General features: G+C 62.2%; 24 protein-coding genes and 1 riboswitch. Of the genes, 8 read left to right on the top strand and 16 right to left on the bottom strand.

What is annotated here, in order from left to right:
* Nucleotides 1-309: 309 nt before the first annotated feature.
* The 6 genes from V5E97_RS19040 to V5E97_RS19015 all read right to left on the bottom strand — a co-directional run bounded on the left by V5E97_RS19040 (nucleotide 310) and on the right by V5E97_RS19015 (nucleotide 8,480).
* Nucleotides 310-3,297: a DUF5682 family protein gene (locus V5E97_RS19040; protein ID WP_406700863.1), complete on the bottom strand. Its 2,988-nt coding sequence runs from the start codon at nucleotides 3,295-3,297 to the stop codon at nucleotides 310-312.
* 4 nt (nucleotides 3,298-3,301) lie between these two features.
* Nucleotides 3,302-4,450, bottom strand: a complete 1,149-nt coding sequence (locus V5E97_RS19035) for an AAA family ATPase (protein ID WP_406700862.1) — start codon at nucleotides 4,448-4,450, stop codon at nucleotides 3,302-3,304.
* A gap of 34 nt (nucleotides 4,451-4,484) precedes the next feature.
* Nucleotides 4,485-5,930 (bottom strand): vWA domain-containing protein, encoded by a 1,446-nt coding sequence (locus V5E97_RS19030; protein WP_406700861.1) that lies wholly within the window; start codon nucleotides 5,928-5,930, stop codon nucleotides 4,485-4,487.
* 10 nt (nucleotides 5,931-5,940) lie between these two features.
* Nucleotides 5,941-7,236: a hypothetical protein gene (locus V5E97_RS19025; RefSeq protein WP_406700860.1), complete on the bottom strand. Its 1,296-nt coding sequence runs from the start codon at nucleotides 7,234-7,236 to the stop codon at nucleotides 5,941-5,943.
* The gene (locus V5E97_RS19020) at nucleotides 7,233-7,706 is read right to left on the bottom strand and encodes a hypothetical protein (protein WP_406700859.1); all 474 of its coding nucleotides are present in this window, start codon (nucleotides 7,704-7,706) and stop codon (nucleotides 7,233-7,235) included. Before V5E97_RS19020 ends, V5E97_RS19025 begins: the two co-directional genes overlap by 4 nt.
* 153 nt (nucleotides 7,707-7,859) lie before the next feature.
* Nucleotides 7,860-8,480, bottom strand: a complete 621-nt coding sequence (locus tag V5E97_RS19015; protein WP_406700858.1) for an ABC transporter ATP-binding protein — start codon at nucleotides 8,478-8,480, stop codon at nucleotides 7,860-7,862.
* A gap of 290 nt (nucleotides 8,481-8,770) precedes the next feature.
* Between V5E97_RS19015 and V5E97_RS19010 the strand changes: the two genes are divergently transcribed.
* The 8 genes from V5E97_RS19010 (at nucleotide 8,771) to V5E97_RS18975 (ending at nucleotide 14,573) form a co-directional block, all read left to right on the top strand.
* Nucleotides 8,771-10,036 (top strand): DUF262 domain-containing protein, encoded by a 1,266-nt coding sequence (locus V5E97_RS19010; RefSeq protein ID WP_406700857.1) that lies wholly within the window; start codon nucleotides 8,771-8,773, stop codon nucleotides 10,034-10,036.
* Nucleotide 10,037: 1 nt separating this feature from the next.
* Nucleotides 10,038-10,694 (top strand): hypothetical protein, encoded by a 657-nt coding sequence (locus tag V5E97_RS19005; RefSeq protein WP_406700856.1) that lies wholly within the window; start codon nucleotides 10,038-10,040, stop codon nucleotides 10,692-10,694.
* Nucleotides 10,695-11,203: 509 nt separating this feature from the next.
* On the top strand, nucleotides 11,204-11,614 hold the full coding sequence (locus V5E97_RS19000) for a hypothetical protein (protein WP_406700855.1): 411 nt from the start codon (nucleotides 11,204-11,206) through the stop codon (nucleotides 11,612-11,614).
* Nucleotides 11,615-11,665: 51 nt separating this feature from the next.
* Nucleotides 11,666-11,845 carry a hypothetical protein gene (locus tag V5E97_RS18995; RefSeq protein ID WP_406700854.1) on the top strand — a complete coding sequence of 60 codons (180 nt, stop codon included), beginning with the start codon at nucleotides 11,666-11,668 and terminating at the stop codon, nucleotides 11,843-11,845.
* Between the two features lie 27 nt (nucleotides 11,846-11,872).
* Nucleotides 11,873-12,025, top strand: a complete 153-nt coding sequence (locus V5E97_RS18990; protein WP_406700853.1) for a hypothetical protein — start codon at nucleotides 11,873-11,875, stop codon at nucleotides 12,023-12,025.
* A gap of 242 nt (nucleotides 12,026-12,267) precedes the next feature.
* Nucleotides 12,268-13,019, top strand: a protein-coding gene (locus V5E97_RS18985; protein WP_406700852.1) for an IS5 family transposase whose coding sequence is annotated in 2 segments (ribosomal slippage) — nucleotides 12,268-12,586 and nucleotides 12,586-13,019 — 753 coding nt in all. Because the reading frame shifts where the segments join, the coding sequence is not laid out codon by codon here.
* A gap of 108 nt (nucleotides 13,020-13,127) precedes the next feature.
* Nucleotides 13,128-13,460, top strand: a complete 333-nt coding sequence (locus V5E97_RS18980; protein ID WP_406700851.1) for a hypothetical protein — start codon at nucleotides 13,128-13,130, stop codon at nucleotides 13,458-13,460.
* 759 nt (nucleotides 13,461-14,219) lie between these two features.
* Nucleotides 14,220-14,573: a hypothetical protein gene (locus tag V5E97_RS18975; protein WP_406700850.1), complete on the top strand. Its 354-nt coding sequence runs from the start codon at nucleotides 14,220-14,222 to the stop codon at nucleotides 14,571-14,573.
* Between the two features lie 763 nt (nucleotides 14,574-15,336).
* On the opposite strand, the gene V5E97_RS18970 is transcribed toward V5E97_RS18975, so the two are convergent.
* The 10 genes from V5E97_RS18970 to V5E97_RS18925 form a co-directional block, all read right to left on the bottom strand.
* Nucleotides 15,337-16,107 carry an ABC transporter ATP-binding protein gene (locus tag V5E97_RS18970; protein ID WP_406700849.1) on the bottom strand — a complete coding sequence of 257 codons (771 nt, stop codon included), beginning with the start codon at nucleotides 16,105-16,107 and terminating at the stop codon, nucleotides 15,337-15,339.
* Nucleotides 16,104-17,126 carry a FecCD family ABC transporter permease gene (locus tag V5E97_RS18965; protein WP_406700848.1) on the bottom strand — a complete coding sequence of 341 codons (1,023 nt, stop codon included), beginning with the start codon at nucleotides 17,124-17,126 and terminating at the stop codon, nucleotides 16,104-16,106. Before V5E97_RS18965 ends, V5E97_RS18970 begins: the two co-directional genes overlap by 4 nt.
* Nucleotides 17,123-18,115 (bottom strand): ABC transporter substrate-binding protein, encoded by a 993-nt coding sequence (locus V5E97_RS18960; RefSeq protein ID WP_406700847.1) that lies wholly within the window; start codon nucleotides 18,113-18,115, stop codon nucleotides 17,123-17,125. The genes V5E97_RS18965 and V5E97_RS18960 overlap by 4 nt, the downstream gene beginning before the upstream one ends.
* A gap of 68 nt (nucleotides 18,116-18,183) precedes the next feature.
* Nucleotides 18,184-19,026 carry a type II secretion system protein gene (locus V5E97_RS18955; protein ID WP_406700846.1) on the bottom strand — a complete coding sequence of 281 codons (843 nt, stop codon included), beginning with the start codon at nucleotides 19,024-19,026 and terminating at the stop codon, nucleotides 18,184-18,186.
* A gap of 169 nt (nucleotides 19,027-19,195) precedes the next feature.
* Nucleotides 19,196-19,413, bottom strand: a riboswitch (cobalamin riboswitch).
* A gap of 85 nt (nucleotides 19,414-19,498) precedes the next feature.
* Nucleotides 19,499-19,741 (bottom strand): hypothetical protein, encoded by a 243-nt coding sequence (locus tag V5E97_RS18950; protein WP_406700845.1) that lies wholly within the window; start codon nucleotides 19,739-19,741, stop codon nucleotides 19,499-19,501.
* A gap of 33 nt (nucleotides 19,742-19,774) precedes the next feature.
* Entirely contained in the window at nucleotides 19,775-20,650 is an 876-nt protein-coding gene (locus tag V5E97_RS18945; protein WP_406700844.1) for an alpha/beta fold hydrolase, read from the bottom strand.
* The gene (locus tag V5E97_RS18940; RefSeq protein WP_406700843.1) at nucleotides 20,643-21,824 is read right to left on the bottom strand and encodes an enolase C-terminal domain-like protein; all 1,182 of its coding nucleotides are present in this window, start codon (nucleotides 21,822-21,824) and stop codon (nucleotides 20,643-20,645) included. The genes V5E97_RS18945 and V5E97_RS18940 overlap by 8 nt, the downstream gene beginning before the upstream one ends.
* 115 nt (nucleotides 21,825-21,939) lie before the next feature.
* On the bottom strand, nucleotides 21,940-23,307 hold the full coding sequence (locus V5E97_RS18935; protein WP_406700842.1) for a nickel/cobalt transporter: 1,368 nt from the start codon (nucleotides 23,305-23,307) through the stop codon (nucleotides 21,940-21,942).
* 8 nt (nucleotides 23,308-23,315) lie between these two features.
* Nucleotides 23,316-23,696 carry a response regulator gene (locus V5E97_RS18930; RefSeq protein ID WP_015249401.1) on the bottom strand — a complete coding sequence of 127 codons (381 nt, stop codon included), beginning with the start codon at nucleotides 23,694-23,696 and terminating at the stop codon, nucleotides 23,316-23,318.
* 216 nt (nucleotides 23,697-23,912) lie between these two features.
* Nucleotides 23,913-25,145, bottom strand: coding sequence for a DUF1571 domain-containing protein (locus tag V5E97_RS18925; RefSeq protein WP_406700841.1), 1,233 nt, complete (start codon nucleotides 25,143-25,145; stop codon nucleotides 23,913-23,915).
* Nucleotides 25,146-25,239 lie beyond the last annotated feature (94 nt).

Here is a 25,239-nt window from a genome sequence, read left to right as displayed (position 1 = left end):
TCCTGATGGCGTCGTTTCCAGACAGGTTGCCGCCATTGTAGCGGGTTGAGGAATGCGGTCGACCCCTACCGGGCCGGGCTGTCGCGAACGGAGCCACCAAGCGGTGTCTTCGCGCAATGGGCTTCCTTCCCTAACTCGCTCCGTCAGTTACTTCGCGACAAAATATTAAATCATGATGCAAAGTCGTGTATTTGCCATTCCGCAAGAGGCCGCTAACCGAGCTTGGCAAGCATTGGGTGATGATATTGTATAATCAATGAGCACAATGGCGCAGTTGACAGGTCTCAAAAGTCAATGCTGACCCGACGCTCAGTCGGAACGGGGCGTGACCGCAAGCATGGTGGACTGGAACGCGCGGAGCAAGGCACGCACTGCATTCTGTTCGGGTGAGGCCACCGTGGCGGGTTGATCGGTTTCGCCGGCGGTGGTTGCGACGGACCAGGTGATGGGAAGTCCCAGGGCGGCTGCGAGGGCGTCGGTGGTTGCTTGCTGGCCGGCGAGCAGCGAGGCGACAGCTTGTTCGGCGGGGCCGAGCACGACCCGGACGTGAGTTGGTATGGCCTCATTGGAAGTGGTGGATGTTGTCTCCAAGGAGGCCACGGGGCGATACCAGGGCGGCTGCCAGCTGGCCAGGGCCGCAAGGCTGGTTGGAAAGAGAGACGCGGCTTCCTTCATCAAGATCGGCAAGGCTGCGTCGGCGTGAGGACGGAGCCTCATCAGAAGCTTCGGCAGCCAGGGCATCAGGAGGCGGTCAGGGAGCCGCTCGAACGCCTTGCTCAGTAGCTCGACCGTGAGGCTGCCCACGAGGGGCGTGAATACGAGTGCGAGGAGCAGCCCCTCAAGGTATTCCGGCAGCGCGGGGAGGGTTAGCTCGTTCTCGATCAGCGCATCGAAGTGGCCGCGCAGGCTCGCGACGTCGCGGAGGCGGAGCACGCACTCGGCCGACCAGAGGAGCGCGAGCTTTGGCGCATCGACGGTGATCGGTGCGGCCTGCCGGAGTGCGATGACGAGCTGGCTCCGTTCGCAACCGAGTGAGAGGGCCAGACTTTCGAGTGTGAACAAGAATTGGAGCATCGCCGCGAGATCGTTCACGTGGGTACCGCGATCGGCGAAGGCGTTGGGCAGGAGCGTCGCGTAGTGGGAGTAGCCCGTGGTTACGAACCGCTTGAGCCAGGCGGGGAGGCCGGCCTCGGTGGTGCGGTAGTAGTGCACGAGTCGGGTGATCCGGACGTGGATCTCATTGGCCTGTTTGGCGTCGGGTTCCTGCACCAGCAGGTCGACGGCCCGTTCGCCCAACTCCTCGGTGAGCCGCTCGCTCTTGAGGAACACGATGCTATCCTCGACCGCCTGGATTGTGTCGGCGGCACGCGACTCCGGGCCGAACGCCACTTTTTTGAGTCGACGCTCGAGGACGTGCTCGACGGTGACGCCCTCGTATGCGAGCTGGATCACCTCGCCCTGGTTCTTGCCGATGGCGATGTCCCAACTCTCCTGTTGGGGAACGTGGCCGAGCTGGCGCTGACCCATGATCGGTCGCACCACGCCGGGCGAGAGCAGATAGTGCAGTTTCCAGAGCAGGTCCGAGCAGGGCCAAAGCTCGGGCGTCTTGCGAAAATCGAAGAGTGCCCGCTGGATGGTTCGCGACGCGAGTGCGATCGGTAGTGGGGCCAACCGCGCATAGACGTCTTGAGCCAGCGGCGGGAGTGACTCGAAGCCGATCTGGCCGACCTTGTCGCCGCCGAGGAGCATGTCGCACAGGCGACCGACATCGCGCTTGCCGGGAACGGCGTCCTTCTCGATGCAGGTGATGGCCGCCTCGCGGAAGTCGTAGGGGGTCGGGTGGCGGCGATTGCGCAGGTTGGCGAGCAGGATTGCTGTCTGGTAGACCGCGATGCTATCGGCCGTCGAGGCGAGGTAACCATGCCGTCGCGACAGCTCGACGATCCGCACGCAATTTTGAAGCAAATCCTCCTCATCCGACTCAACCTGAGCCGGAGACGCTTTCAGATAGTCGAGCAAGTGCTGGGATGCAGGGGCCGACCCGGAGAGGGGCGTTCCAGATTCCGCCGCGTTCGCGTTCATGGACGAAGTGGAGGCCTTGGCCTTATTTCGCTTGGGGACGCTGGGCGCGGCGAGTGACGGGTCCTGGAGAGCATTGGCAGCTTTGCGGCTCGCCTTTTTGCCGTTCGCCTTGAGTGAGAACGGCCGGAGGGATTGACGCACAAGGCTCTTGCGCCAGCGGGCCTCCGCCAACGTGACTGCGCCGCGCGGATGGCCGAACTGATGACAGATCGCGATATAGCTGCTCGGGAGCAGGCCGTAGTGCCATTTCGTGCCCGAATGAGCCGGGATCTCCCAGACAGCCGCACTCTCGAGGCCGAACTCGGGGACGTAGCTCGCGGCATGAGCCGCGCCGCAGACGTAGATCGCGTCGCGCGGGTCGATGGCCGACTCGCTTAAGTGTTCCTTGATGCGGGTCCACATGTGCCGCTCGCGGAGCTCGTCGGAATGGCGGTCGCGGTCGGTCGTGCCCAGGCGGCGGAACAGGCTGCCGACCAGGAACATGACCTGGCGGTAGGCCGCGTAGTCGCCGTCGATGATGGCCTCCTCCACGTACTGATCCCACCACTCACTGAAGTAGCGGACCCGGGCATTTTTGAGCAACACCTGGCGAAACCGGTCGAACGTCGGCATCAAGGTGCCGACCTCGACCCCCACGGCCGAACCATGCATGGCCGCTTCCTCGTCGTCGGCCTCGGGGTCGTCGGGGATCGCCCGTTCGATGGCGTCATCGTCCCGGGGCATCCACTGGAAGACAAGGTCCGCCGATCGGTCGACGAAGACGAGCTCCGTGGCGGGGTTCTCCAACGCGAACGCGATCGCCTGGAACTCGGCCGAGAACTCGGTGAGCGGGCAGACGAGGTTCAGCGGCGACCAGGCTGCGGGGAAAGCCTTCGATACGGGGGCGAAAGCCTGGAGCGCCACCGGCAACTGGCAGTTGCGCAGGCCGTCGAGCACGGGGCGGAGGTCCTCACAGCATTCCATGTAGATGACGCGGGGAGGGCGGGCGGTCAGCCGCCGCACCATCTGCAGGGCCGAGGAGGGGGAGTGGTGACAGACCGGGACGATCTCCAGCGGCTCGCGCCCGGCGCGCTCGACGTCGTCGACTAGCCCACCGAGAATCTTGGCCAGTGGCTGAGCTTCGGTGGCGAACGCCTCCGCCGCGGCCAGGAGCTGGTCTTTGAGCGGATTGAAGGGGATGGAGAGATCGTCGGTGTTGCGATTTGGTGTGCTCATGGCTTTATTTTAAGTGTTCGAGTGCCTGTTTGCCCGCAGCCTCGAACGCACGCCAGCCGACGTCTTCCTTGTTCTTGGCTCGCTTGGAGACGCTGGCGTGCCAGAACTTGTTCAGGATCGACACGTCCTCGGGGATCCGCCGAGCGAGTGTGCCGACCAGCGACCGGGCGAGCATGCCGGGCGCGAGCCCCCCGTCGCCGAAGAACTGGCCGTGGAGCACAGCGTCCTCGAGAACCCCGATCTGCTCGGCCGTGGAGAGCGCGCTCTCGAGCCGCGAGTCATCGGACGTTTCGGACGCCGCTGCCTCGCGCAGGTCGGCGAACGTCTGGAGTAGGATGTCGAGCATTGCGGGGGGCACATCGATCTCGAACCGGTTCCGTGCCAGCAGCTCGCGGGTCCGGAAGAGGACGATCTCCTTCTCGGTTTTTTTGTTGGTGACGACCGGGACCTGCACGAAGTTGAACCGTCGCTTCAGAGCCGAAGAAAGTTCGTTGACGCCCCGGTCGCGTGCGTTGGCCGTGGCGATGATGTTGAAGCCAGGGCGGGCGAAGACGACGTTGTCTCCCTTCAGCTCGGGGATCGTTGTGTACTTCTCCGACATGATCGAGATCAGGGCATCCTGGACGTCGCTACTGCAGCGCGTCAACTCCTCGAATCGGCCCATCAGGCCGCCCTGCATGGCCGTCATGATCGGCGACGGGATGATACTGTCGCGTGACTGGCCGGCGGCGATTACCATCGCCACGTTCCAGGAATATTTGATGTGATCCTCGGTGGTGCCAGCGGTTCCCTGGACGACATGGGTGCTATTGCCACAGATCGCGGCCGCGAGCAACTCGGCGAGCCAGCTCTTTCCTGTCCCCGGGTCGCCGATCAAGAGGAGACCACGATCGCTGGCCAGCGTGACAATCGCGCGTTCGATCGTGCCGGGGTCGCCGAAAAACTTGGGTCGGACCTCGCGGTCGAGCTTGTCCGACGGCGACGAGCCGAGTATGAAAATCCGCACCATTCGCGGTGAGGACGCCCAGGACGACGGCCGCGGTCCGTCGTCGATCGACCGGAGCCAGGCCAGCTCCTCGGCATACTTGACTTCCGCGGGTTCTCGCAAAATCTCATCGGCGGGTGCCGACGCGGCCGACTTCGGCTTGGGCATGGCTCCACTCCCTCGCGGATGATTTCGGATCAGATCAGTGAAGTTGTTTCTTGAGCTCGAGGATGAGTTTCTTGATGTTTCCGGTCAGCACCGGCAGGCCGATGCTCTTGAGCTGCTTGCGGAACCACTCGTTGACGTTGAAGTATCCTTTGCTGCTGACCGAGCCGACCGGGATGAAGTGGACGCCGGACTGCTTGACTGCCTTGATCAGCTCGAACAGCGGCCGGTCGTTCTGGAATTCGTAGAAGTCCGAGATCCAGACCATCGTCGTGCGTCTTGGGTCGACGATCAGGCCGCGCGCGTGAGCCATTGCCAGCGGACCGTCGTTGCCGCCCCCCAGATTGGTCCGCAGCAGTGACTCGAAGGGGTCGGCGGCCCAGGGGGTCAGGTCGATCACGTGAGTGTCGAAGGCGACCAATGAGACCACCACGCGCGGCAGGGTCGCGAAGATCGAGGCGAGGATCGCGCACTGGACCATCGCATCGACCATGGAGCCTGACTGGTCAACCACGACGATCAGATATTTGTTCAACGACTTCTGCGCAGTGTGGTGATAGAAGAGTTGGTTGACGTAGAGCCGGCCATCGTCGGGGTTGAAGTGGTGCAGGTTCTTCCAGATCGTGCGCTTGACGTCGAGATTGCGGAAGACCCGCTTCGGGGGGACCGAGCGGTCGATCTCGCCGGACTTGGTGCTGAGGACTTGTCTCTTGAGCACGGCGGCAAGGTCGTCGACATACTTCTTGAGCAGGCGTTTGGCGTTGGCCAGGGCCGGGCCGGAGAGGTTCGACTTGTCACGGAGGAGCTGCTCGATCAGCGGGAGCGTTGGGCTGAGCTGGGCGGCGAGCCGGTCGTCCTTGAGGACCTCACGCAGGTCCATGCGTTTGATGAGGTCGCTCTCCATCGCCACCAGTTCTTCGCGGAGCTGCCGGTCGTCGACTTGTGGGGCATTGCCGCTGATCCCGGCTCCACTCCCCCCAATGTCCTGATCGGGCGGCGCCCCGCTCCCCGGCCGCAGGCTGCCTGGGCTGAGACCCAGACAATGCTCGAGCGCGGCGACGTCCTGGCACCACTGGTTGTACTGGGTGGCGCTGCACGAGGGCGATCGGGTATTCGGCCCGAAGACGTTCAGGAGCAGCTTCGAGTAAGCATATGTGCGGCGAAGATCAAGATCATCCTCCCCTTCGACCAAGCTTGACCCAGGCGGCGCGATTGGGTCATCGGAGGGCCCGGCCTCTGCAGCCGCTGCTGTCTGGAGGTGCTGTTGGATGGACTCGAAATGCGGCTTGAGCTTGGGGTAGCGGTGGAGAAGTACATCAACGCCGATCGAACTATCGAGGATCGCGGGGGGCAAGTCGAGCTCGTCGGCAAGCGCGGCGGCCAACACGTTGAACGGGGCGTTCACGTCATCCAGGCCAGCGGTCGCACCGATGAGGCGCCAGTAGAGCATCTGCCGTTGGTTGAGCACGATCGCGTCGGCCATGGGATGAACCTCACACTTTGCGTCGGAGCAGCCGGCCGGCCCGCTCCTTGAGGATCTCGAGCGGGTGTTGCTTGAGCTTCCGCCGCACCCCGGCCAGTCCTTCCCCACTCATCAGGAAATCCTTCTGCCTCCGCACGCAGAGCGGCTGCACGCGCCAGCCGCCTCGATCGAATCGGAGCAGGCCGAGCAACTCGGGCGCTTCGAGGACGATGCTCTCCGTCAATTCGGTCCCGGCCGCAAGTCGTTCCATGGCCAGGGGGAGCCCGTGGTCGCCGGGCAAGCGGACGGGTTCGGCGATGTGGACCGGATGACGCAGCAGGGGCGGCGGGCAGGGGAGGGGGGACAGCAGGCCGGCAGCGGCGAACGGGTCGGCCAGGCCGCCCACTTTGGGGGGAGAGCGGAGGATGAGGTCGCCGTTGGCCCGCAACTCGGCCTGCGCGATCCGGAGGGTTTTGTGGTTCTCCAGGGCCCCGAGGATGGGTTCGCTGTACGGCTCGAAGAGGTCCCAGACCCCTGCGCCGGCGATCAGGTCGACCTTGTACCCGGCGAACGGAATCCGGACGGTCCGCGGCTCTCCGCCGTCGTCCAGCACACCGTAGAGAAGAACGCAGGCGAAGTTGTCGTGAGTCTGAATGTCGAGTCCCAGTGGGGTGAGCGTCCCCTCCGCCTCGCGAAAGGTGGATGCTCCCGGCAACTGCTGTGTGCGGACCATGCCCGCCGACCAGAGGTCGCCCCAGCGGAAGCCCGGTAGTGCCGGCTGCCGCGAGGCTGGTATGGAGCGGAGCAGCTCGTTCGAGAAGCCGGTCAGCAAGGCAGCGAGTCCGGTCAGTTCCGGGTCGGCTTGCAGGCTCTCCAGAGTCGCCGCGAACGGGGCCACCGTGGTTTCTTCGAGGTGCTTCAAGCCTGCGATCGCCAGCTCCGTCAGCCACTGTTGCACGCTGGCCAGCGCCGTGGCCGACCGAGCTGGCGGTAGTGGCGGCGGCTCCTCCCCTGCAGGCGCTGTTCGGCCCAATGCTTCGTGAGCCTGGGCGATGAGCGCATCGTGGGCCGCGCCGAGCAGTGCCACACGCGCGGACGCCAACGCGAGAAAGTACCGCGAAATGAATTCGCTCCGCCCGATGGCTGCGATTGCCTCGGCTACTGCCGGACCCAGGGGCGAACTGGCGAAGACCAGAGCGAGGGCATCAAGCCGCTCCCGGTGCTCGTCCCCGAGGCGACCGAATCCGGAGAGCAGCGCCTCGTCGAACCGTTCCACCAAGCCGAAGGCCTCATCGACTCCGGCCGGCAGCGATGCAAGTGCTTTCATGAGACGAACCAGCCCATCTCGAGCACCGTGCCCGGCCGAACCGTCAACTCGCAGTACCTGAGATAGTTCAGGAACCGGCTGAACACGACCCCGGGCGGTTCCTTCCGTTCGCAGCCTCCCAACGCCCCGAGCAGTTTGCGGGCCTCGTCGACTGCCTCTCCGTCCTTCCCCACTCCGAGATAGGCGGCCACCCGCGCTGCCCCAAACTGCAAGATGGCCTCGTCGACCATCTGAGCAATATGCTTGCAAGGCGCTCTACCCAGCCCGCCGCACGGCCGATTGTTGTTGGTGCAGCAGTAATAGTCTCCGCTGCCGGATTCGACGAACGAGACATAAACCCGCTCGATATCCGACCCGCTCGAGACGACCCCTTGCACCCGCCGACCAGCCAGCTCGACGAACGGGACAGATTTCACCGTCCGTTGTCCCGCCAGTCCGCTCCCGACAATGACGCTCGTTCGTTCAAGCACGTCAGTTCACCCGGGATAGGTGGATCAATCAATCCTGGCCGCTCCCCGGCCGGTGTTGGACTATTGAACAGTATCTATGAGTCGCGAACAAGCCCCTTGTTTCGAACTTCCAAGGGTTGTCAACCGAGACTCATTCCTGGTCCTCTCCCTGCATCAAAGGGAGTCTGACGGAAGAAATCGGAACCCAGGACCGGTGTGAACACGCACACTGAAGGCGGTTTCCAGGGCGGGACCCAGGACCACGTCCTCGGTAGGGCCGTCATCGATCAGGCGGCCTTCATGCAAGAGCACGGCTCGAGGAAAGTACGTGAGGGCCGTTTGGAGATCATGCACGGCCGCCAGGATCGTCTGTCCTTCGGCGTGGAGTTCTGCCAGTAGCGCCATCAGTTCCAACTGCCGGCCGATATCGAGCGACGAGGTGGGCTCGTCCAGGAGCAGGATAGGCGCTTCCTGGGCCAGGGCTCGCGCGAGGAAGACTCGCTGACGCTCGCCGCCGGAAAGGGTGGGGAGCGTCCGATGGCGGAAGGAGGTCAGGCCGACCCGCTCGATGGCCCACGCGACCCGGGCGTGATCGTCGCGCGACAGGTTCCCCCATGCGTTGAGATGGGGATACCGGCCCAAGGTGACCACATCCTCCACGCGCATCTCGAAGCGAGTGGCCGTCTGCTGGGGCAAGTAGGCGCACTGCCGGGCGATCGCCGAACGTCCGAGCTCGTCCAGCCGGCGGCTCCCCAGCTCGACCTCGCCTTCCGTCGCGGGGAGGATGCCCGCCAAGATAGCGGATCAAGGTGGTCGGGCTGGCGGACATGCACCAAAAGAGGGAAAAATGGGTGGTCTAGGGAGACCAGCGAGCCCAACGGTTAAGCTTCATTTTCACTAGATTTCCCAACCCTTCTCGCTGGAGTGCCTGGCTACTCTTGTTCTCCCGATAACTTCCGCTGGGGAGGTCGATTTGGAGTGAGGGACGGTGATCATGCCTACCCTGGAAGTGGAAGTAGCGCGGACGGCGGGACTTGTATTGACATCCGCGCGAGAGTAGCCTTTCAAATGGAGATTTGAGGTCCGTGAAGTTGCGATCAAGAACGGGGGACGGGGTGGAGAAGAAACAGGTCGATACAATTCGTGAGGAAGAGGACGCCGACCTAGAAAAAGAATACGAGGTCCAATTCACCGAACTGCCCTCCGAGGACGAGGTGCAGATCAACGAGGACGCTCGTCTCAACCCCGCCGTGCTTCACGGTACCGACTGGACGACGGAGACCGTTGTCGGCCAGCTGAAACGCGGTAACATTATTTTAAATCCCAGCTTTCAGCGAAGGGACGCATGGTCCCGGCTACAGAAGAGTCGGTTCGTCGAATCGCTCATCATCGGCCTCCCGATCCCCCAAATCGTCCTCGCCGAGAGCAAGACGAATCGAGGTCAATTCATCGTTCTCGACGGCAAACAACGGCTCCTCTCGATCCTGCAATTCTGGGGATTGGGGGAAGGCGATAAGAATGGATATGCGTTGACGGGGCTGGAGGTGCTGACCGAGTTGAACCGGCTGAGGTATGCGGACCTAGAGTTGGGTGAGGAGAATCGCGACTTCTTCAATGCTCTCCAGAATCAGTCGATCCGCACAGTGGTAATCCGGAATTGGCCGAATATCGACTTCCTCCACACGGTGTTCTTGAGGCTGAACACAGGGAGTGTGAAGCTCTCTCCCCAGGAATTGCGCCAGGCGCTTTTCCCGGGGGCGTTCAGCGATTGGGTCGATGTGGCGTCGGCAAACAGTGTGGGCATCAAGCGGCTGCTGAACTTGAAGGATCCCGACTACCGGATGCGGGACATCGAGATTCTCGCTCGCTTCCTGGCTTTCAGGTTCTATATCAATGGCTACGGCGGTCGGATGAAGAATTTCATCGACTCCGCCTTTGATCGGTTTAATAAGAACTGGAAAGAGATGCAGGGGCCAGTACAGGATGCGTTAGAGGATTTTGAAGCGGCGATCACCGTCCTAATCGAGATCTTCGGGAACGACGTGGCTCGCAAGCCAGACTCCCGGCCGTTCAACCGCGCGATCTTTGATTACCTCGTCTTCTACGCCCAACGCGCGGAAGTACGGGAGAAGATCGCGAACAATCCTGCGGGCGTTCTCAAAGCTTACACCGAGTTGTTCCTCGACACCGACTTCCGTGCCGCCGTCGAACGCGACACGGCCAGTGTGCCGAACACCGCGCTGAGATTGTCGAGGTGGGGTCAGAAGCTGAATACTCTTTTCAAACTGAGGCTACCACTGCCGGCGCAAGATCCCTATAACAACCTGACATTCCCGGGCTTCAGGAATTAACGTGGCGAGGTCAACCCGATATCGGGAATTGCGCAAAGCGATCACCAAGAGCCGGCACGCCCTGCTCCCCAGCAAATTCGATCCGACAGGGACCTATCGGAACCCGGATAAGGTCCACTATCGGGCCCTCTCGTTCCGCATCATGGTCCACGCCGAGATAGAGGCATACCTGGAGGATCGGTCTCGCGAGGTGTTGGATGCTGCTTGGAAGCATTGGAAAGCGACTCGGGTGCCGAGTGAGACCATCATCTGCTTATTGGGGTATAGCGAGGTGGCGCTCAAACTGCCTCCCGACAGCTTGGGGGGCGGCCCGAATAAGCTTTCCTATGAGAGTATAGAGACGCCATTGCAGAAGGCGTATAACGTCTGGCTGAGGAGGTCCCGAGAGAATCACGGGATCAAGGAGGCAAACGTCCTATCTCTCGTCTTGCCTCTGGGCATCGAGCACACGAAGCTTGGCACGACCCTTTTGAACGACCTCTCCTCGTACGGATTGGCGAGAGGGTTGGTGGCGCACACGTCCAATTACACGATCACGCAATACGCAGACCCGAAGGACGAGTTCAACACGGCGACGAATCTGGCGACCTCTCTAGAGAAGCTTGACGAGCTTTTTAATTGCATGATCACTCGTTTGGATAGGTTCGCCAAGGCGTGAAGCGCATCTCGAGAGGGGCCTTATGATTGGGAATGATTCGGGAATCGATGGCCATGCCAGGGCCAGCGCATACTTAAGTGTTGGCATCAAAGAACTTCGGTAGAGCGGCCTCTAGAAACAAGGGCGGATTCGAGGGTTTTTGGGGATTTGGGGGCTGCTTTGGCGGCACGATGTTTCCCGCTCTTCCCGACCGCCGCCTCGTACCGACGCCGGAGATCAATGCCTTTTTGGGTGTTTCTGTCTGATTCAGTAAAGTTCTTTCCATCAACGAGAAAGTGTGCGCTGGCCCTGATGGCCATGCACCTTTAAGAGGGTGAGATGGGGAGCTTAGATCGCCGAACAGTCGGATGACGCACAATTTGAAAGGAGATCTCTGTGAGGAGGTGACCGATTACATCCTATTCGCAAGAGCTCCGACAGTAGGTCCTCGATACGGTTTAGCGCGGTGAGGTCTCGTTGCGCCAAATCGCTCGCCGGCTCCTGGTCAGCGTCTCGTTCGGACGCGGCTCTTGCGGACCCACCGCGACACCGGCACGCTCGAACCCAAGCCCCATGGCGGCGGCAACCCGGCCGTACTCACACCGCAGGCCTTGGAGCGGCTCCGCGAGCTGATTCGACAGCAGCCCGATGCCGCCCGCCCGGAGTGCCGCCAACGGCTCGGCGTCTCGTGCGGCCTCATGACGATCTCATGCACCCTGGGCCGGTTGGGGCTGCCACGCAAGAAGAAACTCCCGCGTGCCCAGGAGGAGGATCGTCCGGACGTCCAGGAGCGACGTCGCGAATTCTGCGAGGAACTCGCCGGGGTCGACCCACGACGGCTGGTTTTCGTGGACGAGTGCGGGACCAACACGGCGATGACCCAGACGTACGGCCGTGTGCCAATGGGGCCGCGCGTCTACACGAACACCCCTGGCCAATGAGAATCGATCACGCTGACCTGCGGCCTGCGCCTCTCCGGGGTGACCGCGTCGTTGGCTTTCCCGGGTGCCACCAACACCGACGAGTTCGAGACCTTCGTGGAAGAGGTCTTGGTCCCGGAGTTGAAGCCCGGCGATGTGGTGTTCTGGGATAACCTGAAGCCGCACGAGTTGGAGGAGGCGATCGAGGCCGTCAAGGCGGCTGGGGCGGAGGTGGTACCACTGCCGCCGTAGAGCCCGGACCTGACGCCGATCGAGGAGATGGTCTCGAAGGTCAAGGGGGCGCTACGGTCGGCGGCGGCGCGGACGAAGGAGACGGTCTATGCCGTGTTCGGTTCGGCCTTGCGTGACGTGACTCTCGACGATATCGCGGGATGGTTCCAACACCGAGCCGCGTACGCTATGCAACTGTGAGGCGCTCTAGGCCGTGTGGACAATATCTGCGAGTTCTTCGTAGTTCTACTGTAACGGTTCGTTGTGACACTCACCGTAACTCCTTGATTGATCCGGCCTTGGTCGATCTGGTGCTCAGGCGACCATCAATCTCCGAAAGGGTGATGTCATTGAGAGTTGCGTCAAGTCGCCCAGGAAACCGTTACAGTAGAAGTAGGAAGGGTAAACAGTTTCGCGTTTTCGCACCCTACGAGCACTCAACCATGCGTCGCCATGAGATCACCGATGAACACTGGGAACGCATCAAAGGCTTCCTGCCCGGCCAGGCGGCCGACCCCGGAGTGACCGCTGCTGATAACCGTCTCTTCGTCAACGCCGTCCTCTGGATCGCCAAGACCGGGGCGCCTTGGCGTGACCTTCCCGAACGCTTCGGGAACTGGAATTCGGTCTGGAGGCGGTTCGATCGCTGGTCCGCCAAGGGCGTCTGGCTACGGATCTTCGAGGAGTTGAAGGACCCCGACTTGGAGTGGCTGATCCTCGACAGCACCGTGATCCGAGCCCACCAGCACGCCGCCGGGGCGGTAAAAAAGGGGGCTCCGATCAGGCGTTGGGGCGATCTCGGGGCGGGTTCGGGACCAAGCTGCACATCGCCGTCGACGGGCTGGGAAACCCCGTCGAGTTCATCCTGACTGGGGGCCAGGAAGCGGATATCAACCAAGGCGATGCACTGATCGACGGTCGGGAATTCGACGCGGTGATTGCGGACAAAGGATATGACGGAGATAAATTTGTTGCGGCGATAGAGGCCCGTGGTGCGGCTGCGGTGATCCCACCGAAGAAGAACCGGATTTTCAAGCGAGAGTATGACAAGCATCTTTATAAGGAACGCAACCTGGCGGAGCAGCTTATCAGTCGAATCAAGCAGTACCGTCGTGTTGCGACCCGGTACGATAAGACGGCCCGCAACTTCCTGGGGTTCGTTCATGTGGCTGCAGTCATGGTACTGCTGCTTTAGCCCAAGCTCCGCATTCCACCCAGGTATTGTCTACACGGCCTAAGGGGTCTGTTTGGCTCAGCGACCAGGCACCCATCTCCACTGGGTTTCCCAGACCTCACCACTGAGGTGCCTGGCTACTATGGTCTCCAGCTCGGGCCGGTCACGGCGATGGCACTCGACTGCGCCCTGCTGCTGGGCTACGTCCCGTCGGCCTCGCACCAGGTCTCGATCGGGAGCCTCGACTTCCCCGGGCACGTCTCCTTCCACCACGACAACATCCCAGGCCCGGCCCCCGATGCTTGGGGGAATTACGCCCGGGGCGCGGCGGCGGCCCTCCAGGCCCGCCATCGGCTGGAGCGAAGTGAAGGAGAAAAGACTGCCATACTGGTTTTGAGACGGGGACCTGAGCGCGTACCTTCATCGGTCTCGTCGAATGGCGAGGTTCTAGGAGACATTTGACCAGACGACTGCTCGGCCAAGAAACCACCTCTGTCGTGGGTACTGATCACGCTTCGCCATATTGGTTCATCAGGGGAGTGACCCCACGCTGCCGTATCAAGCGTCCGTTGACCCGACAGAGTGCCACGCTTTTATGCCAAGGCTTGAAAACAGCCACGGGGACGGAAGACGTTGTTCGGCTCCCTTGGCCGTCGCGGTCACATGAGGTCAACCTTCCCCTTCGAAGGCGATTCTACCCTCGGCACCCCCTGTCTGAGTAACACTTCAGGGAGCAACGCACCGAGCCGACATGGCCCGGATCGGCGCCGGCTCGGGACTTGGGCCAGCGCGGCCTTGAGCGGCACGGCTTCCGCGTCGCGTTCGGCCAGCGGGATCCACCCCGCGGCTGCGTTCAAGTCACGCAATGAATAATTAGTGGTTGCTTTATGTTAAATATGTTTAAATAAAATTGAATAGCTTTAAGTGTTGACGTGATCTGCGCAGGCTAGATAAAATCATGCCTGTGAAGCTTTGCGTAACATCCCATCTTTCCTAAACAACGGCAATATTGACGAGTGTGCCCAATAGTGTTCCCAACGGGATAGCTTCCCTCTTCCGCAAACGCTCATGCTAGTCCCTCCGTTCGCCGCTCTATTTACAATCCAGCAGGCAACTGCACGACGCCGTCGTAAATAAGAAGAGGAAACGGAAGAGCTTGAGAAGGCCAAGCAGTTCGTGATCGCCGAGGCCCATCCTGATCTTTTCTGAAAGCGTTAAACAATGGCAAAGAAGAAGCCTCAAGCAACGGCCCATCAGCAAGAAGTCGCAAAGCTCTTCGCGATGGTTGTCCGCAACGCAATGGAGGACTTCCATGCGGAGCATCTTTCAGACGCCCTGATGAAGGAACTGAACCCAATAATCCGCAATGCAATTTGCACCGCATTCCACATGATCGAGAATTTCGACGACACCAAGGTCCGCGAGTACGGCATGTTTCAAAAAATGCTGATTCCAGATTATTGGGAAGAGCCGGAGCTTCTGGATGAGTACGTGATGCATTTGACCATGACCAAGAAAGATCTGGCCGCCGAAGCGAAAAAGATCAACGAGGCTTTCAAGAAACCCACGTCATGAAACTCCATCCCTACTAGATCCGGCTCATCCGCGAATGGTTCTTTACCGCCCCGAGAGGACCGCAGGCTCATCATTCAGTTCCACCGCCGTTCCGAAATGACCGCGATGCTGTGACGGATGGAAGAGCCATGGCTGCGAATCTTTCCCTGTTCTCCTGATGGCACTGCTCGAAGTCTCCGGCCTGAGTCTCACCTGGCTTGTTGTCGACTTCCTGCTCTGCTTGTACCTTCATTCCTGCTGATATGGCCCCGTTCTCGTCATCGGCCTTATCTCCCTGGGCACAACCGTTGCCCTTGTGGCAGTGGGCCTCGTGGTTTTCTCCGCCGCCGCAGATTCCAGCGAATGCCAATGACCCTCAAACCCCGCCACATCGGCAAGAGAATGACCAAGTAGCAGCTCGCCGAAGCCGCGGGCGTGCCCGACGAATACCTGAAGGGGGGCACCGACATCCGCCAGCAGGCAGACGGCATCCTCCACATTCCAGGCGCCACTTGAGTAGGCGGGAGACAAGAAGGCCATTCGCTTCTTCCGAACAGTAGCATGACCGACCTACGGGAATGGCGGTCCGGTAATTCGGTTTAAATACGTCAGCCCGCGAGCGTGCAAACGGCTGAGAGGTCCTTACGCCGATTTTCGGTTCCATGGCTCCTCACGCTCCAGAAAGAGGGAGTATCAAGAGTATTTACGTGACATGAATTCTGTTGGATGTAAAATTGGAATGAGAATCGAACGGTGATTCGCGTGGATGGAGTCTTCCCGCTCATCAAAGGGAGTCTGACGGAAGAAATCGGAAGCCAGGACCGGTGTGAACACGCACACTGAAGGCGGTTTCCAGGGCGGGACCCAGGACCACGGCCTCGGTGGGGCCGTCATCGATCAGGCGGCCTTCATGCAAGAGCACGGCTCGAGGAAAGTAGGTGAGGGCCGTTTGGAGATCATGCACGGCGGCCAGGATCGTCTGTCCCTCGGCGTGGAGTTCTGCCAGTAGCGCCATCAGTTCCAACTGCCGGCCGATATCGAGCGACGAGGTGGGCTCGTCCAGGAGCAGAATGGGCGCTTCCTGGGCCAGGGCTCGCGCAAGGAAGACTCGCTGACGCTCGCCGCCGGAAAGGGTGGGGAGCGTCCGATGGCGGAAGGAGGTCAGGCCGACCCGCTCGATGGCCCACGCGACCCGGGCGTGATCGTCGCGCGACAGGTTCCCCCATGCGTTGATATGGGGATACCGGCCCAAGGTGACCACATCCTCCACGCGCATCTCGAAGCGAGTGGCCGTCTGCTGGGGCAAGTAGGCGCACTGCCGGGCGATCGCCGAACGTCCGAGCTCGTCCAGCCGGCGGCTCCCCAACTCGACCTCGCCTTCCGTCGCGGGGAGGATGCCCGCCAGAATCCGGATCAAGGTCGTTTTGCCGGCCCCGTTGGGACCAAGTAGCGCTGTCATGGAACCCGGAGGCAGGGTCAGTGTCACGTCCTCCAACAGGGCACGGTTCTCTACCCGGAACGTGATGTGACGGGCTCGCAAGTCCGGTGGGGTCATGACGTCTGGCCCCCTCGCGTCTTTCGGAGGACGATCAGGAACGTCGGTCCGCCCAGCAGTGCGGTGAGGATGCCGAGATGGAGTGCAAAGCGATCGGAAAGGGCCCGCGCGAGTAACTCGCAGGCCGTGAGAAATGCCGCTCCCCCCGCTATGCAGCCCGGCAGGAGAGCCAGGAGCCGGGGACCGGTCAGGCGCCGGATCAGGTGCGGGACCATCAGGCCCACGAAGCCGATCGAGCCGCTTACCGCCGTCGCTGCTCCCGTCGCCAACGCGGTCAGGACAAGGACCCAGAGCCGCGTTCCGACCACCGGGACCCCGATCGCCAGCGCTTGTTCTTCCCCGAGTAACATCGCGTCCAGGCGGCGGTGGAGCAGGAGCAGGCCGCAAATCCCGATGGCGATCGGTGGGCCGGCCAGCCCGACGTGTTCCCAGGTCTGGTTTCGGACCCCGCCAACCAACCAGAAGAGCAACTCCTGCACCCGATGAACTTCGGTCAGGATCATCACGAGCGAGACGCCGGCGATCGACATGCTGCCCACGGCAACCCCGGTCAGGAGTAGGGTGGGACCGGTCGGTCGGCCACCGAGGTAAGTGAGCGCGTAGACGAGCAGCGAGGCGGCGAACCCGCCCACACAGGCACAGAGCGGAAGCGAGAGAAAGACGGACTCGGCGAGACCGGTGTGAATTGCGATCACGGCTCCGAGCGCCGCTCCTCCGCTCACGCCGAGAATCGCAGGGTCGGCCAATGGATTTTCGAAGGTAGCCTGCAAGGCTGCTCCGGAACAGGCGAGCGCGGCGCCGACCAGGCCGAGCAACAAGGCTTGCGGCAAACGCACATCGCGCACCAAAAATCGTTCGACCGGTGATATGGACCCGTCGTCGCCCAGTCCGACCAGGGCCGTCATGACCCGCGCCACGTTCTGCGGGGGAATCGCGGCGGTCCCCCAGATCGTGCTCAGAAGTGCCAGCACGAGATAGGCCGCGGCCAGCCAGCATGTGATTGCGGTCGGGCGTGTCATGGCTCCACCTTACTATCAGACGAGAAGCTTTCGGGATGGAGCGCACGGGCCAGGCGTTCCGTCGCCTCGACCACGAACGGGGACACCGACGTGAGATAGCGGCTTTCAATGGCGATCACTCGGCCCTCTCGTACCGCCCGAAGCTGGCGGAGGATCGGATGGCTCGCGATCTGTCCCTGGCGCTCGTCGTCCTTCCAGTAAGAGAGGAGCACGACATCAGGGTCGGCGGCCACCACGCGCTCGGGGGCCAGTTCGGCCGAGCCCACAAGATTCAGCTCCGCCGCCACGTTGATCCCGCCCCCTTCGCGGATGATCTCGTCAATCGTCGAGCGGTGGCCCGAGGTGAAACCGGCCGACCAGAACAAAACGCGAGGGCGGTGTGCCACTGTTCGCAGGCGATCGGCCAAGCGGCGGCGACGGTCCCGCATGCGCTCGATCAGATCGCGAGCGCGGGCCGGTTCGCCGACTCGCTCACCGAGCCGCGTCAGGCCCGCTTCGATCTCGGCCATGTCGTTTACGAAATCATTGCGATAGATCGAGAGTCCCGAACGCTCAAGCAACTTGAGCGAATCGGCAGAGTTATAAGGCGCGACGCAGACCAGGTCGGGCGTCAGGGCGATGATCCGTTCCGGGTTCGCGTCGTTCACTCGAACGATTTCCTTCGGGTATCGCCCTGAGACGTTCGAGATGCCCGCGTCGTCCGCGAACACCGTGACGGCGACGATGCGTTCGATCGGCACGAGCTCAGCGAGCATCTCGTCCGTGCCCAAGGTCAGTGAGACGATCCTGCCAGGCTTCGAGTTCTTAGGAACTTCGAGTGCAGATCGCCCGCACCCCCATCCGGCCCCGAGACCAGTGAAGGCCAGTAGGATCGCGACGCGACAGGATCGGCGAGCTCCGGCCATGAGTGCGCCTGCTCTCGAGGACGCCTGTTGGCGTTCCAGAGCCTCAGACGCGATCGGGTGGACCGGGTTGCCAATAGCCTGCACGTTTCGTTCTCCTTGGGTCATGATTCTACGTAAACGAGGGCGGACGGGGGATGGTTGCCTCGGTGCGATTAACGATCGCCGAGCGGTCCGATGCCGTTGAAGAGGGCGTCGTCGGTGCCGATATCGTGGAGATGGCTTTGCTCGACCAAGTTAAGACCGGCTGGTGACCACCAAGTGGCGAGTGGGTTTCTGGCCGGCCTCTGGGCCTCGACGTGCCCGTCGAGGTAGAGCAGATTGGCCGTGACCCGATGGCGAAAGTGGACGGTCGGATACTGGCTCGAGGGGGCCTCGAGGGCGTAGTTTTCCTCGAGCTTGGCCTGACCTGGCCCGAACGCCCAGTCATTGACCTGGGCGCTGTCGCCGAAAGCGATCGTTCGCGAGGTCGTGCTGATCTTGGAGAGCGGATACGAGTAGGGAATCCCCATCTGGTTCCAGCCGAAGCCGAGGTATTTGTAGTTGTACCCGTAACCGGAGCTGGCTCCGCTGTACCGCAGCGAAAACATTGCGGGATCGAAATCGGGGCACCGTTGGACCGCGGTCTGGGTTTCCATGAACGGCATCAGCGCCCCGGTGGTCAAGTCAAGGTCCGGGAGGCCGTTTGGGCCTTTGGTCTCGAGAACGTCGCCGAACCAGTACCGCTTGGGATTTGCCGGACTGGCTGGTAGATTGTAGTTATAAAGACTTGATGGCGGGAGCAGGCCGTGCGTATCGGTGTACATGACCAGGGCGATGCCCATCTGCTTGAGGTTCGATGAGCATTGGATCCGTCGGGCCGCGCCACGGGCCGCTTGAACGGCGGGCAACAGCAAGCCGATGAGAACGGCGATGATGGAGATGACTACCAATAGTTCGACAAGTGTGAAACCAGCCGTCCGCGCACCAAGGGCGCGAAGGAATCGGGAATCGTTCATGGATCGTCCCCCCGAGACCGGCGCAGGTCAATTGCCAAGGACCGATCACGCCGAACGAGGGGCGCAACGGGACGCTTGCCAGTGACTACGGCCTTGGGCCTACGGGATCGGGAACCCTCGCGGAGGAGATAAGAAGAGTTTCTGCGGCGCGCTCGTCCCTCGCAGAGCTGCGCCCACTTCGGTGCAGGTAGGTCTTCTGACTTTCGAGCTGGGGCGGCGGGCCTTCTCATCAAGCGGCGTATAAGCCAACCCGACAATGGCAAGGAGGTGCGTCGCCCGTGAGCACTCGGTTACAGCGGCGGGGCCGTTCCGGAATCAAACCGGATTCCCTGTTTGCCGACATCGACAGACTGCCGACGGTCGGCCACCAACACCTTTGAGCAAAGGCGAGATTACCTTGAATTCGGTGGGATCGTCAAGCATTGAGTCGGCGTTTCTGGAGCGGCCGTTTGGCCTTGAATCGTGGATGAAGTTAGAACGGGTCAGGCAACGCCTTACTTTCCGTGGCTTCGGGATGAGAGCGACGCTGGCGGGTGGAATCCCGGTCGATTCCGTTCAATTTCGCGGAGCTGGATCGGCCGAAGTCGAACTCGGTGTGTGTGGCTTCGTCGGGACGTTCGGCGAGTCCTTGTTTCAAGAGGCGGCGGCGGCGCTTGCCTCCCGCCCGCTTGATCTCGCGTTTCTGCTGGCGGAGTTCCCGCTTGGTTTGGTCCATGACCCTGGTCTCTGGGGCGAGTGGAAGTCGGATTCAAGGGTCGACACGGCCACTCGCACACGAGTTCGCGAAGAGGCGGCTGTTTAGCCACTCGATGAGGTCCAGCGCATAACGCTCGGGGGCGGGTTCGAACTCGAGGGTGTGATGGGCCTCGGGGTAGACGATCAGGTGTCGATCAGGTGCTGCGAGCCGTTTGAAGTAAGCGAGAGTCAAGTCGTTGTTGACGATCCGATCCTGGCCGGCGAGCATCAGAAGAGTGGGCTGATGGACCTTGGGGGGAACCCGGCGCACCGCCTTGTCGATGAAAAAACTGGCCGCCAATAATCCGGCCGTCCCCGCGTGAAGGCTGAGGTTGTCGGAGGCGATAAAGGCCTGCCCCTCCGCACTGTCTGTGAACAGGGCGGGTTCACTCAACGGGATCGGGAACGTCTTGCGCGGGTTCGTGAGCCAGGCCAGGGCAATCCCGAGCCGCTCGCGCCGGGTGACGTTAACCCGGGGGTGGAGTCCGGGACAGATCAAGGCCAGGGCATCGATCAAGCCAGGCTGCTCTCCCGCGGCAATGACCGCCGGTTTTCCTCCCCAACTGATCCCGGCCAGCGCGGTTGGAATGGCGGGATCGCGGCTTCGGAGCACCGTGAGCCATTCGGTGAGGTCCTCGAGCAAGCGACGGGACGAAGGCGCGTGACCGCGATCTGCGCGATTGGCGCCCGAACCTCTGCGGTCGGGAAAATGAGCCTCGAATCCTGCCTCCGCGAGCGATTGGCCGAGCCGATGATACCAGCCGCCGTGGCTCTGCACGCCATGCAAGACGACCACCCGGCCCCGCGGAGTTCCCGTCACGGGCCAGACGGTCACCTGAATGACGTAACCGTCGGAGGCGGTCTGGGTCTCCATTCGCGGTTCACTCATAGGAAATCTCCTTGCGATCGACCGTCATCCGTTCCAGTGCCTCTGGATCGACGGTGACTCCCAGCCCTGGTCCCGCCAGCGGGGGAGCCCAGCCGCCATAACGGAAGGTGATATCCTCGGCGATCAGGTTCGCGGCCAGGACATGGCGATCATACGAGCCCTCGACGTACCGAATCCCGCGAAGATTCGCGGCGACGTGCCGTCCCGCGGCCGACAGGATCCCGGTCTCGCCAGGATGACAGCCAAGTTGTAGGCCGAGGCCATGACGTTGGGCGAGCCCGATGATTCTCAGGCTCGGCACGACGCCACCGCACTTTGAGAGCCGGACATTCAACAGGTCGGCCGTTCCACGCTCGATTGCTCGGGTCGCGTCGGGATAGCCGCAGAGCGACTCGTCGAGCATGATCGGCAGGCCCAGTTTCGGTCGGAGTTCGGCCAGGAAGTCGGACTCATTGTGCGGAACCGGCTGCTCGAGCACCGAGGGGGCAAACGGGAGCAGAGGCCGGACCTGATCGACCAGTTCCGAACTGCGCCACGCTTCATTGGCGTCGAGCCGGAGGTCGATCCGCCGGCCGAGGATTCGGCGGAGCCGGACCAGCCTGGCGGGATCGTCCTGCCCCATTACCCCGACCTTGAGCTTGACCTGCGCAAACCCGTAGAGCCGCATTTTCCACGCCGAGACCTGCTCCTTCGACGTTGAGTCGGCCATGATCGCACCGCTGTAGCGAACCCGAGCGGGGGCGTCCGTCCGTTGCAGACCGGGCACTTCGACCATTCTGACCGCCTCGCCGAGCGACGCGTTGAAGCGCCGGCCGTAGGCGTCCAGGATAGCCAGTTCCAAGGCGCACCGTGCTGCGTTGCCAGCCATCCCGCGCGGGTCTCCCTCGGTTTCGGGAAGGACAAGCGCCTCGAGACGGCGAACCACGCCCTCAAGGGAGGTGGGGCGGCCCAGATGTCGTGCGAAGTCGATGTCGGAAAGGGACGCAAAGGTCGACTCAATGGTCTCACCCGTCACGTAGGGGCGAGGCACTCCCTCGCCGTAACCGACCTGACCGTCGTCGAGCGTGACGCGAGCGACAAGGCTGTCGCTCGTCGTTCGTTCATGAGACGCGTGCTTGATCGGTTTCTTCAGAGGAACGGCCACGTGGAACAGGTCGAGCGCTTTGAGGGTCATGATTTTCCTGAGTGATCGCGGGCAGCTTCGTTCTCTCGAGTGTGCCACACGATCGGGTGGAACGACGAGTGACGACTCGCAAGACCGGTCGAGGGAGCGGAGGACTCCTTGCCGCTCACGAAGCCGCCACGAGGTAGATCCCCATCGCGCAGAGCACCAGGCTACCGGCGACCCCAAGCCAAAGCTCGACTCGCGCTTCGCGATCCCGAAGCGTGAAAACCTGACGGCAGCGAGCGGCCATCCATCCCACGGCGATCAAGACCGCGGCCATTCCAAGCCCAAACGCGACCAGGAGCAGAATCCCGATTCCGAGTTGGCCAATAGCCTCCGCCAAAAGGATGAGGGCCACGGCGTCCCAGCAAGGGACCAAGCCACCGGCCACGCCGAGTCCGACGAGATTCCGGTAGCAGCCCTCGGACTCCGCGGGTGAAGGCGAGGCGTCATCATGTTCGCCGTAGCCCCCGACATGCCGTCCCAGTCTCCAGAAACCGATGGCCGCGATCACAAACCCCGCGAGTATCGTCAGGGCCGAATGAATCGACTCGTAACGGGACGATCGCGTGAGCCAGAGTCCGAGTGCGACCAGCAAGACGCTTCCCGTATGGGTCAGCGTCGTGACCAGCGCGAGGAGAGTTCCTCTGAGCCAGCTTCCTCGCTCGGCGACAACCGTGGCCGCCACGAGCGTCTTGCCATGTCCCGGCTGGACTGCGTGCGCCGCCCCCAGGCCGAACGCAATCAAGACCAGCCCGAACAGCGAGACTCCGGTGCTCCTATCGAGAAGTCGGGAGAGGCGATCCGACGCTCGATCAGGCGCGGGCAGGCCTGATTTCTCGCGAACGACTGACTTCTGAACCGGTGCCTGGGGGGCGGTTCGAGTCGGCTCGGATTTCGCGAACGAGGCCGTCGTCGTGTGATAGTCGAGCTCGGCCTGCTTGCTGCGTCGTTCTTCCAGATCGGTCATCATCCAGAGTGGCTGGACCGTGATGAGCTGGACGTCGGGAGGGAGCAAGTCGCCCCGGAGCACGACCCCCTCCTGACCTCGTAGCGCGAGCCGACTCGTCCCCTCGCTCGACACGAAATTCGTGTCCTGCACTTTGAGATGCCCACGAGGGGGGATGTCACCCTCGAAATGGAACGTGTATTGCGGGTGTTCCTCGGTCTTGAGGTCAAACCCGAGAGTCCGAAGGGGCAAGGGACGGCCGTCGACCGAGACCAGCAACCCCTTCGCGTTCAGCGGAGCGGTCACTTTTCCATACTGATCGAACCAGTCACGGCGATCTCCGTCCGGGAGTGCTCCGATCAGGTCCCGGAGGTCCCGGGTCAACGTCAGCTCCGAGAGGCTGATCTCGTAGTCGATCGTGAGCCGCCCGGGACGCAACCTGACCTGGATCGAGCGATCGACCCGCGCATTGGGGATATCGTGCGCCCTCGCGGAAGGGACCAGGAGGGCGAACACGAGCAGCACGAGGCCAAGTCGATGCATCCAATCGCTCAGTAGAATTTTTCGAGCGCTTTGGTCACGACGTAGATGACCACGTTGCGACTCACCGGCTTCGCCAGCACGCAAAAGGCATGGGCCGAGAGTGCCCGGCGGAGGAGGTTGTCATCACTCTCGGCCGAGATCAAGATCATGGGGAGGACCCCCTTGATCTGACGAACGAGGGTCATGGTCTCCAGGCCCGAGAGCTTCGGGAGGTGCATGTCCATTAACGCCAGGTCAACGTGTTGAGCCTGGACGATATCAATGGCTTCCTCACCGCTCTCGGCCAGGAGCGTATGAAACCCAACCGGTTCAAATATCTCGCGAAACGTCTCCCGCACTGCGGGATCGTCATCGGTGATAAGGATGGAGTAGGGGCGATCCATGGTCATGACGACCGTTCTCACGCAAGGCGGGCCTGTCGGGGTAGTCAGGCTACGAGCCTCGGCATTCCTTGCAAGTCATAGGCCGAAGCTATGAGGCCATGGAAGCGACTACTGATATTATGCTGTAAACGACGATCAAGTCAAGATTTACATTTTTTTTGCTGGCCACTCCGATTTTGGCCATGGCTGGCAGGCCTGCCGAATTGTTCGCCAGTATGGCAGTCATTGCGCCTGCGTCTCGGCAGGCGCCTTGCCGCCGCCGACTCGGGCGAGGCGAGAAAGGAGTCCGCTCGGCGCTTGCCCCCAGCGTTGACCGGGGTCGAAGGCGTTGGCCGCGGCCAGCGATTCCAGATCCACCGTCACCGGTCCGAAGAGGTAGCGTTCGAGCAGATCGCCATTGGCAGCCAGTCCCTCCACCATGACGGGGAGCTTGGACGTTGGGTCGATGTAGACCACCCAATTTTCGCCGGTCGGGGTGACCCGTTGAATTTTATGGCTGGGTTGTTCGAGCTGACCGGGATTTTCCAGCCCTGCATAGGACATCTTGCCAGCGGAGGCGTCACCTGCCTCGACCTGTGCGATGTTCTTTTGGAGGTCGGTCAGGATCGTCTCGAATCCCGCCTCGGTAATCGGGTGCCGGCTGTTCCGGAGGACCATCGGGTTGTCAACGGCCAGGCTCATGGGGGGGACGGGGACGATCGAGTCGGGCATTTTGACGTGCATCAGGCCCGCGTCATCGTTGGCCGAGAAGAGGACCTCTCGGCCCTTGCTCGGTCCGTCCGGCCATTCGAGGCGAATCGCCCTTGGGGTCCGGCGAACGCTGAGCAAGACCTCTTCGGCCGGCCCCAGCGTCTCGCCTACCCGCTCCCGACGCTTCATCAGGACCTGGTAGCTTGTGATCGTTTCGAGCCGAGCCTGGGCCGCCGACACGATTGTGGCGAGTTCCGTCGGCTCAGGTGCTGGTTTCGGTTCCAGGCTTGCCGTGGCCGGATCGGACGGTTGGGTCACGATCTCGGTTGCCCCCGTCGCGACTTCGGTTGCACCCAAGGCGGGGAGCGGCTCTCGGCTAGCGTCGATTTCTCCCGCCTTGATCGTTTCGGGAGGATGAAGCGCTACCTGGAGCGGGGGTGTTTCCGCGAGTGCGGAGGGATCATCCGAACCGGAAAGCCGACCACCGTTCCCACGGTTCCGAGCCTGGGTTCGGGCCCGGTCCTGGGCCAGCAAGGTCCGGGAGTGCGAAACTCCACGTCCCACCTCCTGGGCGTAAAGATCATTTCCCGGGGAGGCCGGTTTCGTTCGGCCGAACGGCGCTGCGGCACCCAGCATGAGCGGGGTACCCGGGTTGAAGGAGCGCATGCGAGCGCACCCTACGTTGGTGATACAGGCGACCAGCCCGATCACAACACAAACCCGCCGCGCGAGCAATTTCAAGGCGCAATCCGTCGCCCTATCCATAGCGAAGTTCTCCCCCTCAATGGGGTCTTCCGGGCCCTGAAGCTCCCCGCAAAGGGAGTCGGGCCGGGGCCATCATGGCTGGCGGATCGCCGCG

The sequence above is a fragment of the Singulisphaera photorubra genome (assembly GCF_045290345.1).
Taxonomy (GTDB): domain Bacteria; phylum Planctomycetota; class Planctomycetia; order Isosphaerales; family Isosphaeraceae; genus Singulisphaera.
Note: the sequence above shows the minus strand (reverse complement) of the source record. Positions and strands in the feature narration are given on the sequence as shown.

Coding starts and splice junctions, on each gene's coding strand:
- V5E97_RS19040 (WP_406700863.1), bottom strand. CDS start 3,297: ATGAGCACACCAAATCGCAACACCGACGATCTCTCCATCCCCTTCAAT.
- V5E97_RS19035 (WP_406700862.1), bottom strand. CDS start 4,450: ATGCCCAAGCCGAAGTCGGCCGCGTCGGCACCCGCCGATGAGATTTTG.
- V5E97_RS19030 (WP_406700861.1), bottom strand. CDS start 5,930: ATGGCCGACGCGATCGTGCTCAACCAACGGCAGATGCTCTACTGGCGC.
- V5E97_RS19025 (WP_406700860.1), bottom strand. CDS start 7,236: ATGAAAGCACTTGCATCGCTGCCGGCCGGAGTCGATGAGGCCTTCGGC.
- V5E97_RS18990 (WP_406700853.1), top strand. CDS start 11,873: ATGGTCTCGAAGGTCAAGGGGGCGCTACGGTCGGCGGCGGCGCGGACG.
- V5E97_RS18975 (WP_406700850.1), top strand. CDS start 14,220: ATGGCAAAGAAGAAGCCTCAAGCAACGGCCCATCAGCAAGAAGTCGCA.
- V5E97_RS18970 (WP_406700849.1), bottom strand. CDS start 16,107: ATGACCCCACCGGACTTGCGAGCCCGTCACATCACGTTCCGGGTAGAG.
- V5E97_RS18965 (WP_406700848.1), bottom strand. CDS start 17,126: ATGACACGCCCGACCGCAATCACATGCTGGCTGGCCGCGGCCTATCTC.
- V5E97_RS18955 (WP_406700846.1), bottom strand. CDS start 19,026: ATGAACGATTCCCGATTCCTTCGCGCCCTTGGTGCGCGGACGGCTGGT.
- V5E97_RS18950 (WP_406700845.1), bottom strand. CDS start 19,741: ATGGACCAAACCAAGCGGGAACTCCGCCAGCAGAAACGCGAGATCAAG.
- V5E97_RS18945 (WP_406700844.1), bottom strand. CDS start 20,650: ATGAGTGAACCGCGAATGGAGACCCAGACCGCCTCCGACGGTTACGTC.
- V5E97_RS18940 (WP_406700843.1), bottom strand. CDS start 21,824: ATGACCCTCAAAGCGCTCGACCTGTTCCACGTGGCCGTTCCTCTGAAG.
- V5E97_RS18935 (WP_406700842.1), bottom strand. CDS start 23,307: ATGCATCGACTTGGCCTCGTGCTGCTCGTGTTCGCCCTCCTGGTCCCT.
- V5E97_RS18930 (WP_015249401.1), bottom strand. CDS start 23,696: ATGACCATGGATCGCCCCTACTCCATCCTTATCACCGATGACGATCCC.
- V5E97_RS18925 (WP_406700841.1), bottom strand. CDS start 25,145: ATGGATAGGGCGACGGATTGCGCCTTGAAATTGCTCGCGCGGCGGGTT.